The organism is Streptomyces sp. NBC_01546, from assembly GCF_045208355.1.
Classification (GTDB): Bacteria; Actinomycetota; Actinomycetes; order Streptomycetales; family Streptomycetaceae; genus Streptomyces.
Map to the genome: position 1 here is coordinate 914,291 of NZ_CP109379.1, position 13,142 is coordinate 927,432.

Genomic DNA, 13,142 nt, shown 5'->3' on the forward strand with positions numbered 1-13,142 from the left:
CGGGCCGCGACATCGGATCCGGCCCGGCGGCGCCCTCCACGTACGCACCTCCATGAGGCCTCAGGGGGCCCGATACGCTCGGCGGATGACCTCAGAGACGATCACCGCGGCGGCCGCGGGCACCTGGCAACTCGGCGACCTGCCCGTCAACCGGCTCGGCTTCGGCTCGATGCGCCTCACGCACCTCGCCGACGGATCCCCCAGCGACCGCGAGCGAGTGACCGGCGTGCTGCGCCGCGCCGTCGAGCTCGGTGTGAACCACATCGACACCGCCGCCTTCTACTTCTCCCCGCTGCGCTCCGCCAACGAGCTGATCAACCGGGCGCTGGCCCCGTACGCCGAAGACCTCGTCATCACCACCAAGGTCGGGCCTGGCCGCGGCCCGGACGGCGAGTGGTGGTGGGCCGAGCCCGGGCAGTTGCGCGGTCAGGTGGAGGAGAACCTCCGTCAGCTGGGCCGGGACAACCTGGACGTGGTCAACCTGCGCGTACCCCGGCGGGAGACGACCGGTTCGATCGCCGAGCACTTCGGGGCGCTCGCCGACCTCCGCACGGCCGGTCTGATCCGCCACCTGGGCATCTCCAACGCCCGCCCCGACCATCTCGCCGAGGCGCGGGCCATCGCGCCGGTGGTGTGCGTGCAGAACCCGTACGGGATCGGGTCCCCGGCCGAGGACCATGCCTTCCTGGACGCGTGCGGGAAGCAGGGCATCGCCTTCGTGCCGTTCTTCGCGATCGCCGGCGCCGGCAAGGAGGCGGGGGCGACCGCCGAGGACGGGCCCGAGGTGAGCGCCCTGGCCAAGGCCCACGGGGTGTCGACTGCGCAACTGCGCCTGGCGTGGACCCTGAGCCGCGGTCCGCACGTCCTGGCGATCCCGGGCACGGGGAACCCCGACCACCTCGTCGAGAACGTCGCCGCCGGGTCCCTGCGCCTCACCGCGGAGGAGGTCGCGCTCCTCAACGCCCTGTGACCCGGCGGTGCCGCGCCGCCAGCGCCGCCGTCTCCGTGAAGACGGGGACGCGCCCGGTGCCCCCGCGGCCGGACACGGAGAGGGAGGCGGCCGCCGTGCCGTAGGCCACTGCGTCCTCGAGCCCGTCACCGAGGGCGAGCCGGGCGGTGGCGGTGCCGGTGAAGCAGTCGCCCGCGCCGGTCGCGTCGACCGGAGCCGGGTTCACGGGCACCGGCCGGTACCGGGCGCCCCCGCCGTCGTCCAGCAGCAGTCGGCCGGCGCCCGCGGTGACCACGACCGTACGGGCGCCCAGCGCGCGGCAGCGGACGGCGGCGGTGGCCGGGTCGCCGGTGTCCACGAGGGCGAGGGCGTCTGCCGGGCAGGAGGTCTTGAGCAGCCCGGTCAGCGGGGCGATGCGGGCGAGCAGTTCCCGGGCCCGGGCACGGCCGGTCAGCCGGGGGCGGAAGTTGGGGTCGTACGAGAGGTGCCCGCCGGCCCCGTGCACGAGGTGCGCGGCGGCGAGCACGGCGTCGTGGCTGGTCGGTGACAGGGCGCCCGTGATGCCGCTGGTGATCAGCGCCGTGGACGTGGTGAGCAGATCGCGCCAGGACTCGATGTGAGCGGGCGCGAGGGTGGAACCGGCGCTGTGGGCACGCCAGTAGACGAACTCCCGGTCGCCCTCGGTGTCGGCGGACAGCAGATAGGCGCCGTTGGGCCGCGGGGCGCGGCGTACGTGGGAGACGTCCACGCCGAGTTCGGCGGCGCGCCGCAACAGCGGGATGCTGAGCTCGTCTTCGCCGACGACGGCGAGCAGGGCGGTCCGGGCACCGGCGGCCGCGGCTGCGGCCGCCGCGTTCAGGGCGTCCCCGGAGTAGGAGATACGGGCTGGGGTGCCGTCGGCGGCCTCGCGCAGCGGGGCTCCGGCGTGGATCTCAGCGAGCACCTCGCCGAGCACGAGCACGTCGTACGACGCCGCGGCCGGTGCGGCGGCCCGCGTCGACGCGGCCGGTGCGGTCACGGCCGGGACTCCCGGCCGGCGCAGTCGCCGCGGCCGCAGCACGGACGGGCCAGCTCGGCGAACACGGCGGCCAGTTCGGCCGGGTCTGCGGGCAGCCCGCTGCCGATGCCGACGGCCGCCGCCCCGGCGGCCAGCCAGTCGGGAACCTCACCGGGCCGGATGCCTCCGGTCGGGATGATCAGCCCCTCGGGCAGTACGGCCTTGAGGGAGCGGATGAACCCCGGGCCGCCGACGTGCGCCGGAAACACCTTGGCGGCGCCCGCGGCCCGGACGGCGGAGGCGATCTCGCCGGGGGTGAACCCGCCTTCGATGAACACGGCTCCGCGGCGGCCGGCGACTTCGCGGACCTCCGGCGCGGGGTGGGGGGAGATCAGGAAGCCGGCGCCCGCGTCCAGGGCGGTCTCGGCCTGCTCGGTGGTGGTCACGGTGCCGAGGCCGACGAGGGCGCGGCGGCCGCGCGCGTCGGCGAGCGGGGTGGTGCGGGTGAGGGCTTGCGCCCAGCCGGGGGTGGAGGTGGTCAGCTCGACCGCGCGGCATCCGGCGGCGAGCAGGGCGGTGGTGTGCCGGACGGCCTCGTCGGCGTCGGCGTTGCGCAGCACCGGCAGCAGGCGCTGGGCGGCTATCACCGCGTACGGGTGGCAGGACAAGGGACCCTCCCGTTTGTTCCACGTAATGGAACGACGTATTGTGTAGCGGAACCACGTGGTCTAGACCCTACCCAGTCCGGGAGTCGTCATGTCAATGGATGAGGCTCCGGAGCCCGGGGGCGGCGGCGCGCCACGCGGCGGCCGGACCTCCGCCGCGGGATCGGCGCTGGAGAAGTCCCTGCGCATCCTGGAGGCGGTGGCGGCGCCGGGCGGACCGCACCGGCTCGCCGAGGTGACGGCGGCGGCCGCCGTGCCCAAGTCCAGCACCTTCCGGATCCTCGCCTCGCTGGCCGAGCAGGGTTTCGTACGCCAGGAGGCCGATGGCCGGTACGGGGTGGGGCCGCGGCTGCGCGGGCTGTCCGCCCTGGTCAGCGGCGGGGAGCCGGCGAGCATCGGGCGCATCCTGGACGAGCTGCGGCAGGCGGCCGGCGGCCAGACGGTCCATCTCGCCCTGCACAGCGGGGAGACGATCACCTACATCCGGAAGCTGGAGAGCGAGCAGCCCTTCCGGACGGCCTCCCGGGTCGGCATGCGCATGCCGCTGCACACCACCGCGATCGGCAAGAGCATCCTGGCGCACCTGCCCGGGGCGGAGGTACGGGAGCTGATCGCCGCCACCGGGCTGGCGCCCCGGACTCCCCGGACGCTCACGCGCGCGGAGGAGCTGTACGCGCAGCTGGCGGAGGTCCGTGCCCGCGGCTTCGCCCTGGACGACGAGGAGAACGAGCCCACCATCCGCTGCATCGGCGCCGCGGTCCTCGGCCCGGACGGCCGCCCGATCGGCGGGGTCAGCGTCACCACCGTCACCTTCCTGGTCTCCCGCGAGGAGATCGAGTCGTACGCGCCCGCCCTGCGCGCGGCCACGGAGGCGCTGGCTCCGCTGCTGTGAGCCGGAGCCGGCGCCGCCGCCGGCGGTCAGCGCCCGGCAGCCTCGACGACCGATGCCGCCGGCGACGCCGACGCGCCCGGTTCGAGCCGCGCCCCGGACCCGCCCCGCAGGGCGAGGGCCGCTCCCGCCGCCACCGCGACGGCCAGCCCGGCCGCCGCGGCCAGGGTCACCCCGTCAGGCGAGGTGAGGGCCTGCCCCCGCAGGGCCTGCCAGGTGGTCAGGGCCACCAGACCCGCGTACCCCGCCGCCGCGACCAGGACGAGGCGCGTGCGTACGGCCGGGACGGACGCCCGGCCGTACCGCCGGGCCGCGAAGGTCAGCGCGAGCGCCAGCAGCGGCAGCACCTGGAGGGCGTGCATCCCGACGAAGTGGGCGATCCGCAGATCGCCCCCGGTGGCCGCCCAGCCGGTGACCGGCAGGTGCGGTCCGCCGTCCGGGACGCCGACGCTGTGCGCGCCGACCGTGTCGGTGATCTGCCCGGCGAGCTGCGCCTCGGTGGGCTGGACCATCAGGAAGCCGATCGCGAGTCCGGCGAGCGCGACGACCGAACCGGTCCGAATGGCCCAAACGGTGGCCCGGTCCGCGAGCGGCTGGCGCCACAGCACCACGGCCATCAGCAGCGTGGCCAGCCACAGCACGACGATCGTCGTGCCCATGACGGCGAACAGGCGGCTGTCGAACGGGGTTTCCTGGTTGAAGTGGCTGCGCTTGCCCCGCACCACCTGGCCGACGATCACGGCCATCTCGGTGACGCTCGCCGCCACGATCACCGCGCCCGCCCACCAGCCGACCCTGCGGCCGCGTGTGAGCAGCGAGTACATCCATGCCAGCGTCAGCCCGTACACGACGAACGAGACCGAGAACTTGAACGGCTTGTGCCAGATCGGGGATCCGACCAGCGCCCGGTCGTCCACGATCAGCCCCACCCCCGAGACCAGCGTGAGCACTCCCATGGCCGCCGCGAAGACGAGCAGCGGCCGATGCCATCCTTCGATGTGGTTCCGCATCCTGCACCCCCATAATGGATACCGGAACTACCCAGTATCCGATAGTGCCACTGTCCATAATCCAGCCCGCCCGCGCAAGCCCCCGGGCCCAGCCGAAAGCGAGAATTCACTTTGCGCATGGGAGAGTTGAGCCGGACCACCGGCGTTCCGGTGCCCACCATCAAGTTCTATCTCCGTGAAGGCCTGCTGCCCGCCGGCGAGTTGACCAGCCCCAACCAGGCCAGTTACGGCGAACAGCACGTCCGCAGGCTGCACTTGATCCGCGCCCTCACCGATGTCGGCGGGCTGCCGCTCGCCTCCGTCGGCAAGGTGGTGGAGGCGCTGGCGGACCGCGAACGCCCTCTGCACGACCTGCTGGGCGAGGCTGCCGACACCGTCGGCCTCGCCGACCCGCCGGAGGTCGACCCGGCGAGCGGCGCGCAGGCGCGGGCCCTGGTCCAGGAGCTGATCACGCGGCGCGGCTGGCAGGTCCAACTGGGCGACCCGTCGGCGCTCGCACTCACCGCCGCCGCGGCCTCCCTGCTGGCGGTCGGGCACGGGGACTACCTGGACCACCTGGACGAGTTCGCCACCGCCGCGGAACGGATCGCCGCCGCCGACCTGGCCTTCGTCGCGCGCCGGACGGAGCGGGAGGACATGGTGGAGCGGGTGGTGGTGGGCACCGTACTGGGGGATGCGATGCTGGCTGCGCTACGGCGGCTCGCCCAGACCGACGCCTCGGCGCGGCGTTACCCCCTGCCGCCCGCAGCAGATGCCGGAAAAACAACTTCCGGATAAGTGTTATCGAGGCCCCTCTCGACGGTCTCCCAGTCATTGGGCATCATCGACCGCCGGTACGGACAGGGAACATCACATGAGCACTCAGCACACGGCAGCGCTGGTGGCAGCGGCCCGCGCGGGCGATCCCCGCGCGCAGGACGAACTCGTCGGCACCCATCTGCCGCTCGTCTACAACATCGTCGGGCGGGCCCTCAACGGGTCCTGTGACGTGGACGACGTGGTGCAGGACACGATGCTGCGGGCCCTCGACGGGCTGGGCGGCCTGCGCGCGGACGAGAGCTTCCGGTCCTGGCTGGTGGCGATCGCGATGAACCGCGTACGGGCGTACTGGCAGGCCCGGCAGAGCGGCTACGGCGAGAGCACGCTGGAGGCGGCGAGCGAGGTCGCCGACCCGGGCGCCGACTTCGTCGACCTGACGGTCGTCCGCCTCAACCTGGCGGGTCAGCGGCGCGAGACGGCCCGCGCCACGCGCTGGCTGGAGCCCGACGACCGGGCGCTGCTGTCGCTGTGGTGGCTGGAGTGCGCCGGGGAGCTCACCCGGGCGGAGGTGGCCGCCGCACTGGAGCTGTCCACGCAGCACGCGGCGGTACGGGTGCAGCGGATGAAGGCGCAGCTGGAAGCGGCCCGGGTGGTGGTGCGGGCCCTGGACGCCCGGCCGGTGTGCGAGGAGCTGCGGACCCTGACGGCGGGCTGGGACGGCCGGCCCTCGGCGCTGTGGCGCAAGCGAATAGCCCGCCACGCACGGGAATGCGTACGCTGCTCCGGCCTGTGGAGCGGCCTGGTGCCGGCGGAGGGACTGCTGGCCGGGCTGGCCCTGGTACCCGTCTCGGCGGCCCTGCTGGCAGGGGTGCGGGCGGCCGGTGCGGCCGACTTCACCCCCGCGGGCGCCGCCTTCGCCGAAGGCGACGGCGCGGGCTCGGGCTTCGCCGACACGGCGGCCCACACGCACCTCACCCCGGAGGTGGGGACGGCGGGCGGCGGCCGGAGCGCGCTGCGCAGGCGCAAGCAGAACCGCCGCCGGGTGATCGGCGGCGCGGTGCTCGCCGCCTGCGTCGCGGGCGGCGGCCTGGTGTACCTCGGCACGCTCCCCGGTTCCGGCGACACGAAGACGGGCGAGGCCGCAGCCCCGGCCCCGCTGGCCGCGCTCTCGGCCTCCGAATCCGCGCTCCCCTCGGAGCCGCCCTCGCCGTCCGCCTCCCCCTCGCCCTCCGCGTCCCCTTCGCCGTCGGCCTCCGCCTCGCCGAGCCCGGCCGCGAGCCCGACCCCGGCGCCGAGCCGCAGCAGCTCCCCGGCCCCGAAGCCCCCGGCGCCGGCCCCCGCCCCGCCGGGCATCGCCGGCCAGGTCGTGGCCCTGGTCAACTCCGAGCGGGCGGCGGCGGGCTGCGGTCCGCTGAAGGAGGACGCGCAGCTGCGCTCGGCCGCCCAGGGCCACTCCGACGACATGGCGAAGCGGGACTTCTTCTCGCACACCAGCCCCGACGGAACGGACCCGGGCCAGCGGACCACCGCCGCCGGATACCGCTGGTCGACGTACGGCGAGAACATCGCCAAGGGCCAGCAGACGGCTCAGTCGGTCATGGACGCCTGGATGAAGAGCCCGGGCCACCGCGCGAACATCCTCAACTGCTCCTTCAAGGACATCGGCGTCGGCATCCACCAGGGTGCGGGCGGTCCCTGGTGGACGCAGAACTTCGGGGCGCGGTAGCCCGCTCGCGGGGTGCGGTTCAGGGCTGGATGCCGCGCAGCTTCTGCGGGTTGACGACGAAGCGCAGCGCGGTGATCCGGCCGCCGGCCGCCTCGAAGGTGACCGCGCCGAGGTTCACGCCGCCGGCGGACAGCAGCAGTCCGGCCTCGCCGTTGATCTCGTCGACGCGCATCTCCACACCCTGGACCTCCGGTTTGGCCAGGACGCCCAGGAGCCAGCGGGCGACGTGGTCGGGTCCGTGCAGGGGGCGGCGGGCGGCCGAGACGACGCCGCCGCCGTCCGACCAGGAGACGACGTCGGGGGCGAGGAGCGTGAGCACCTCGCCCAGGTCCCCGCCCGCGCAGGCCGCGAGGAACTTCTCGGCGATCTCGCGCTGTTCGGACGCGTTCGCGCTGAACCGGGGGCGCCGGGCCCGCACGTGTTCACGGGCCCGGTGCGCGGACTGGCGGACCGCGGCCTCCGACTTCCCGACGACCTCGGCGATCTCCGCGTAGGAGTACCCGAACACCTCGCGGAGCAGGAACACCGCACGTTCGACCGGGGTCAGGGTCTCCAGCACGACCAGGACCGCCATCGAGACGGTGTCGGCCAGTTCGGCCTCCTCGGCGACGTCGGGCGAGGTCAGGAGGGGCTCGGGGAGCCACGGGCCGACGTAGGCCTCACGGACGGCCTGGGCCGACGTCAGCCGGTTCAGGCTCAGGTTGGTGACGGTGCGCACCAGATAGGCCTTGGGATGCTGAACGGACGCCCGCTCCGTCCGGTTCCAGGCGAGCCAGGCGTCCTGCACGATGTCCTCGGCGTCGGCGACGCTCCCGAGCATGCGGTAGGCGGTGCCGAAGAGCAGTCGCCGGTTCTCCTCGAACGTGTCGGTCATGGGCCACACCGTCGCATTCCAGCACCCGTTGATCAAGAAGCGGGGACCCCGCTCGCCCGGACAGGGCCTAGTGGTGGAAGCCGGACCGGGGCTCGGTGGCGGGTACGGGCGGGGGTGAGGCCTTGAGGTGTTCCAGGGCATTGCGCAGGTCGGTGGCGAGCAGGGCCATCTGATCGCGGGTCACCCCGTGCCGGACGAGGACCCGCTGGATGACGGTGTCCTGGCGGTCGGCCGGCAGTGGGTACGAGGGCACCTGCCAGCCGCGCATCCGCAGCCGGTCGGAGAGGTCGTAGAGGCTGAAGCCCGCTCCGGCCGGGTCGGTGAGCGTGTAGGAGACGGCGGGGAGGGCGCCGCTGCCGTCGTAGAGGAGGGTGAACGGGCCCATCCCGGCGATCTCGTCGGCCAGGTACTGGGCGGTGTCGGCGCAGGCCTGCTGCACGCGGCGGTAGCCGCCCCGGCCGAGGCGCAGGAACAGGTAGTACTGGGCGATGACCTCGCCGCCGGGCCGGGAGAAGTTGAGGGCGAAGGTCGGCATGTCTCCGCCCAGGTAGTCCACGTCGAAGACGAGGTCCGCGGGGAGAAGGTCGGAGGTGCGCCAGACGATCCAGCCGACGCCGAGCGGCGCGAGTCCGTACTTGTGGCCCGAGGTGTTGACGGAGGCGACGCGCGGCAGCCGGAAGTCCCAGACCACGTCGGGGTGGAGGAAGGGGGCGACGAAGCCGCCGCTCGCGCCGTCCACGTGGATGGGGACGTCCCAGCCGTGCTCGGCCTGGATGCGGTCGAGTTCGGCGGCGATCTCGGCGACGGGCTCGTAGTCGCAGGTGTAGGTGACGCCGAGGATGGCGACGACGCCGATGGTGTTCTCGTCGACGTACGCGGCGAGCTGGTGGGGCTGCAGCCCGGTGGCGCCGGGCTCCAGCGGGACCTGGCGCAGCTCGACGTCGAAGTAGCGGGCGAACTTCTCCCAGCAGATCTGGACCGGGCCGCACACCAGGTTGGGACGGTCCGCGGGGAGGCCCTCGGCGCGGCGGCGGGCGCGCCAGCGCCATTTGAGGGCGAGTCCGCCGAGCATGGCGGCCTCGCTGGAGCCGGTGGTGGAGCAGCCGGTCCCGGTGGTGCCGGCGGGGGCGTTCCACAGGTTGGCCAGGATGTTGACGCAGCGTGACTCGATCTCGGCCGTCTGCGGGTACTCGTCCTTGTCGATCATGTTCTTGTCGAGGCAGTCGTTCATCAGGCGGTGCACGCCGTCGTCGGACCAGGTGGTGCAGAAGGTGGCCAGGTTCTGCGCGGCGTTCCCGTCCAACAGGAGCTCGTTGCGGAGGAGTTCGTAGACGACCTCGGTGGGCGAGTGGTCTTCGGGCATCCGGTACTTGGGGAGGATCTGGCCGCTCAGGGCGGACGCGAACACGTCCGAGGCAGCGTCGGGGGCGTCTGCGTCCTTCGTCTTGTGAAGAGCCATATCGGCACTATAGGTGAGTAAGCGACATATCCCCCTGATGCCGCGACGCGGCTTCCGGCCGACTCTGCGGTGTGATCCCCTCCATAGGCGCTCGGTGGAGCCGGAGAAATTACTGCCGGGTAGCATTACCACCGCAGATCTTCCCGCCGGAGCCGGGAAAGCCGGCCGGGACCGAAAAATCATTCGATTCGTTCTATACGAAACTTGTCCTCCGATGTCCGGATAATGGCCAACTGCCCTTGCTGCCCTGGTACTTCTTCGGTCATGAACAAGATCACCCGTCGGCAGGCCTTGGGCACCACTGCCGGCGCACTCACCGTCCTAGGCCTTGCGGGCGCCACAGCGCGCGCCGCCTCCACCGACTCCCGTGCCGCCGCCACCCCAGCCGGCCCGGTCGACGAGGTGTACAAGGGCAGACGCATCCAGATAACCGCGGGCACGGGAGGCGGCCACCACGGCGGACACCACTCCCCCGGTCTGCCCACCGTCCGGATAGACGGCCGCGAACTGCACGTGATGCGGAACGCCGACGGCACCTGGATCAGCGTGGTCAACCACTACGAGACCTATGCCGACCCGACCTCGCTGGCCCGCGCCGCCGTGCGCGAGCTCCAGGGCGCCGTGCTCGCCCCGTTCGCCCCGATGGGAGGCACGGCATGACCGTCCGCAAGAACCAGGCCACGCTCACTGCCGAGGAGAAGCGCGCCTTCACCAACGCGCTGCTGGAGCTGAAGCGCACCGGCCGCTACGACCGGTTCGTCACCACCCACAACGGCTTCATCATGAGCGACACCGACTCGGGCGACCGGGTGGGTCACCGCTCTCCCTCCTTCCTGCCCTGGCACCGCCGGTTTCTTCTCGAATTCGAGGCTGCTCTGCAGGCGGTGGACGCGAACGTCTCGCTCCCGTACTGGGACTGGACCGCCGACCGCACCACCCGCTCCTCCCTCTGGGCCGCCGACTTCCTGGGCGGCACCGGCCGGGCCCGCGACGGCCAGGTCCTGGACGGACCCTTCGCCTACGCGACGGGCAAGTGGAACATAGCCGTACGGGTGGACGGGCGCGCGTACCTGCGCCGGGCGCTGGGCCAGGGCGTGGCCGAGCTGCCGACCAAGGCGGAGGTGGACGCCGTACTCGCCATGCCGGTGTACGACGCGGCCCCCTGGAACAGCTCCTCCAGCGGCTTCCGCAACAACCTGGAGGGCTGGCGGGGCGCCAACCTGCACAACCGGGTGCACGTGTGGGTCGGCGGCCAGATGGGCACCGGGGTCTCCCCCAACGACCCGGTGTTCTGGATGCACCACGCCTACGTGGACAAGCTGTGGGCCGACTGGCAGGCCCGCCACCCGCAGTCCACCTACCTGCCGGCGGCCGGCACCGCGAACGTCGTGGACCTGGGCGACACGATGCGGCCGTGGAACGACGTGACCCCGGCGGACATGCTGGACCACCGGAAGTTCTACACCTTCGACACCGAGCCGGTCGCCGCCGCCAGCCAGCGGTAGTGCAGTTCGGGGCGGCCGACCTGGCCGTACCGGGGGGTGCGGTCCGCGCGGCCGGTGTCCACCAGGTGCTCCAGGTAGCGGCGGGCGGTGATCCGTGAGATCCCGGCCGCCTCGGCCGCCCCCGCTGCGGTCAGCCCCTCGGGGGCCGACCGCAGCAGCGCGGCGACCCGGTCCAGGGTCGGCGCGCTCAGCCCCTTGGGCAGCTCCGCCGGGCGCGGGGCGCGCAGGGCGGCCATCGCCCGGTCCACGTCGTCCTGGCCGGCCGCCTCGCCCGCCGTCGCGCGGAACTCGGCGTACCGCAGGAGCCGTTCGCGCAGGGTCGGGAAGGCGAAGGGCTTCAGCACGTACTGGACCACGCCGAGCGAGACGCTCTCGCGGACCACGGCCAGGTCCCGCGCCGAGGTCACCACGATCACGTCGACGGGGTGCCCGGCGGCCCGCAGCCCGCGTGCGAAACGCAGGCCGTGCCCGTCGGGCAGGGTGAGGTCGAGCAGCAGCAGGTCGGCGCGGGTCCGTTCCAGGGCCCGGGTGGCCTCGGCGAGCGAGTGCACGGTGCCGACGGCGGTGAAGCCGGGGACCCGGCCGACGTAGAGCGCGTGCGCGGCGGCGGCGACCGGGTCGTCCTCGACGATCAGCACCCGCACCTCGGGCGCGCTCATACGGACTCACCCACCGCGGGACGGCCGGGCGCCGGCAGCCGTACGGTGAACTCGGCGCCGCCGGACGGGCCGGAGGCGGCGTCCGCGGTGCCGCCGTGGCGCTGCGCCACCTGGCGCACGAGGGCCAGGCCCAGGCCGCGGCCCTCCCCCTTGCCGGACCAGCCGCGCCGGAACACGTCCACCCCTTCCGGCAGGCCGGGCCCGCTGTCCGCCACCCGCAGCAGCAGTCCTTCCCCGTCGCAGCGCACGGTGACCGCGATCCGGCCGCCCGGGACGCCGGTGAGCGCGTCCATGGCGTTGTCCACGAGATTGCCGACCACGGTGACCAGGTCCCGGGCCGGCGGGGTCCCGGGCCCGCCGTCGATGGCCGTGCTGTCGGGGGTGACCACCAGCTCGACGCCCCGCTCGTGCGCCTGGGCGGCCTTGCCGAGCAGCAGCGCCACGAGCACCGGCTCCCCGACCGCGGTGACCACCTCGTCGGTGAGGGCCTGCGCCAGCTCCAGTTCCGCGGTGGCGAACTCCACCGCCTCGTCCGCCCGGCCGAGCTCGATGAGCGAGACCACCGTGTGCAGCCGGTTCGCCGCCTCGTGGGCCTGGGACCGCAGGGCCTGAGTGAACCCGCGTTCGTGATCCAACTCCCCTGCCAGTACCTGGAGTTCGGTGTGGTCGCGCAAGGTGACCACGGTGCCCCGGCGGCCGCCGCCCGCGACGGGTGAGCTGTTGACGACGAGCACCCGGTCCGCGGTCAGGTGCACCTCGTCGACCCGGGGCTGGTCGGCGAGCAGCGCCCCGGTGAGGGGTGCGGGCAGCCGCAGGTCGGCTACGCCGGTGCCGGTCACCACGCCCCTCAGGCCCAGCAGTACGCGTCCCGCGTCGTTGATCAGGGTGATCCTGCGCTGGCCGTCGAGCATCAGCAGCCCCTCGCGCACGCCGTGCAGGGCCGCCTGGTGGTAGTCATACATCCGGCTGAGCTCGGCCGCGTTCATCCCGTGGGTGTGGCGCCGCAGCCGGGCGTTGACGATGTACGTGCCAGCTCCGCCGAGGGCCAGGGCGGCGGCCGCGACCCAGACGAGGGCGGTGAGCTGCTCGGCGAGACGCGCGCTGATCGCCCGGACGGTGATCCCGGCGCTGACCATGCCGACCACGCGGCCGTCGTCCGTCAGCGGGGTGACCACACGGATCGAGGGCCCGAGGGTGCCGGTGTAGGTCTCGCTGAAGGTCTGGCCGCGCAGGGCGGGGGCGGTGTTCCCCATGAAGGGCTCGCCGATCCGGCGCGGGTCGGGGTGGGTCCAGCGCCGGCCGGCCGGATCCATGATCGTCACGAAGTCCACGCCCGAGTCGACGCGTACCCGCTCCGCGTACGGCTGGAGCCGGGCCGCGGTATCGCCGCCGCGTACGGCCTCGCGTACGGCTTCCAGGACCGACGGGGAGTCGGCGACCGCTCGGGCCACCGCCCCGGCCTGGCGCCGGGCCGCGTCCTCGGCCTGGCCGCGCGCGGTGGCGTACGCGAAGACGGCGCACCCGGCCACGACCACGGCGACGAGCAGCACCTGCATGGCGAAGAGCTGGCCGGCGAGGCTGCGCGGCGGCCGGGGCAAACGGAACATGGCGCTCAGTGTGCACCGGCTCGTGAACTCAATGAACGCAAGG

Annotated in this window: 13 protein-coding genes; 6 read left to right on the plus strand and 7 right to left on the minus strand. The window is 73.5% G+C overall.

What is annotated here, in order from left to right; all coding sequences use genetic code 11:
- Positions 1-85 precede the first annotated feature (85 nt).
- Positions 86-970: an aldo/keto reductase gene (locus tag OHA89_RS04590; RefSeq protein WP_406365359.1), complete on the plus strand. Its 885-nt coding sequence runs from the start codon at positions 86-88 to the stop codon at positions 968-970.
- Here OHA89_RS04590 and OHA89_RS04595 read toward each other — a convergent pair.
- A complete protein-coding gene (locus OHA89_RS04595; protein WP_406365361.1) occupies positions 957-1,967 on the minus strand; it encodes a PfkB family carbohydrate kinase in 1,011 nt (336 codons plus the stop codon). The genes OHA89_RS04590 and OHA89_RS04595 overlap by 14 nt on opposite strands.
- A complete protein-coding gene (locus OHA89_RS04600; RefSeq protein ID WP_266613020.1) occupies positions 1,964-2,614 on the minus strand; it encodes a bifunctional 4-hydroxy-2-oxoglutarate aldolase/2-dehydro-3-deoxy-phosphogluconate aldolase in 651 nt (216 codons plus the stop codon). The genes OHA89_RS04595 and OHA89_RS04600 overlap by 4 nt, the downstream gene beginning before the upstream one ends.
- Before the next feature lie 88 nt (positions 2,615-2,702).
- Between OHA89_RS04600 and OHA89_RS04605 the strand changes: the two genes are divergently transcribed.
- Entirely contained in the window at positions 2,703-3,503 is an 801-nt protein-coding gene (locus OHA89_RS04605) for an IclR family transcriptional regulator (RefSeq protein ID WP_406365363.1), read from the plus strand.
- Positions 3,504-3,529: 26 nt separating this feature from the next.
- Here OHA89_RS04605 and OHA89_RS04610 read toward each other — a convergent pair whose 3' ends face one another.
- Positions 3,530-4,510, minus strand: coding sequence for a hypothetical protein (locus OHA89_RS04610; RefSeq protein WP_406365365.1), 981 nt, complete (start codon positions 4,508-4,510; stop codon positions 3,530-3,532).
- A 117-nt stretch (positions 4,511-4,627) separates the two neighbouring features.
- Between OHA89_RS04610 and OHA89_RS04615 the strand changes: the two genes are divergently transcribed.
- Positions 4,628-5,287, plus strand: coding sequence for a MerR family transcriptional regulator (locus OHA89_RS04615; protein WP_257552901.1), 660 nt, complete (start codon positions 4,628-4,630; stop codon positions 5,285-5,287).
- 76 nt (positions 5,288-5,363) lie between these two features.
- Positions 5,364-6,995, plus strand: coding sequence for a sigma-70 family RNA polymerase sigma factor (locus OHA89_RS04620; RefSeq protein WP_266613026.1), 1,632 nt, complete (start codon positions 5,364-5,366; stop codon positions 6,993-6,995).
- Positions 6,996-7,014: 19 nt separating this feature from the next.
- On the opposite strand, the gene OHA89_RS04625 is transcribed toward OHA89_RS04620, so the two are convergent.
- Complete coding sequence (locus OHA89_RS04625) at positions 7,015-7,869, minus strand: RNA polymerase sigma-70 factor (protein WP_257552903.1); 855 nt, start codon at positions 7,867-7,869, stop codon at positions 7,015-7,017.
- Positions 7,870-7,936: 67 nt separating this feature from the next.
- Positions 7,937-9,328, minus strand: a complete 1,392-nt coding sequence (locus OHA89_RS04630; protein ID WP_266613027.1) for a glutamate decarboxylase — start codon at positions 9,326-9,328, stop codon at positions 7,937-7,939.
- Between the two features lie 264 nt (positions 9,329-9,592).
- On the opposite strand from OHA89_RS04630, the gene OHA89_RS04635 reads away from it, so the two are divergent.
- Entirely contained in the window at positions 9,593-9,988 is a 396-nt protein-coding gene (locus OHA89_RS04635) for an apotyrosinase chaperone MelC1 (protein WP_215150502.1), read from the plus strand.
- Positions 9,985-10,833, plus strand: a complete 849-nt coding sequence (locus tag OHA89_RS04640; RefSeq protein WP_215150501.1) for a tyrosinase MelC2 — start codon at positions 9,985-9,987, stop codon at positions 10,831-10,833. Before OHA89_RS04635 ends, OHA89_RS04640 begins: the two co-directional genes overlap by 4 nt.
- Here OHA89_RS04640 and OHA89_RS04645 read toward each other — a convergent pair.
- Positions 10,788-11,492, minus strand: coding sequence for a response regulator (locus OHA89_RS04645; RefSeq protein ID WP_215150500.1), 705 nt, complete (start codon positions 11,490-11,492; stop codon positions 10,788-10,790). The two genes, OHA89_RS04640 and OHA89_RS04645, sit on opposite strands and share 46 nt — an antisense overlap.
- Entirely contained in the window at positions 11,489-13,099 is a 1,611-nt protein-coding gene (locus OHA89_RS04650) for an ATP-binding protein (RefSeq protein WP_406365367.1), read from the minus strand. Before OHA89_RS04650 ends, OHA89_RS04645 begins: the two co-directional genes overlap by 4 nt.
- Between the last annotated feature and the right edge of the window lie 43 nt (positions 13,100-13,142).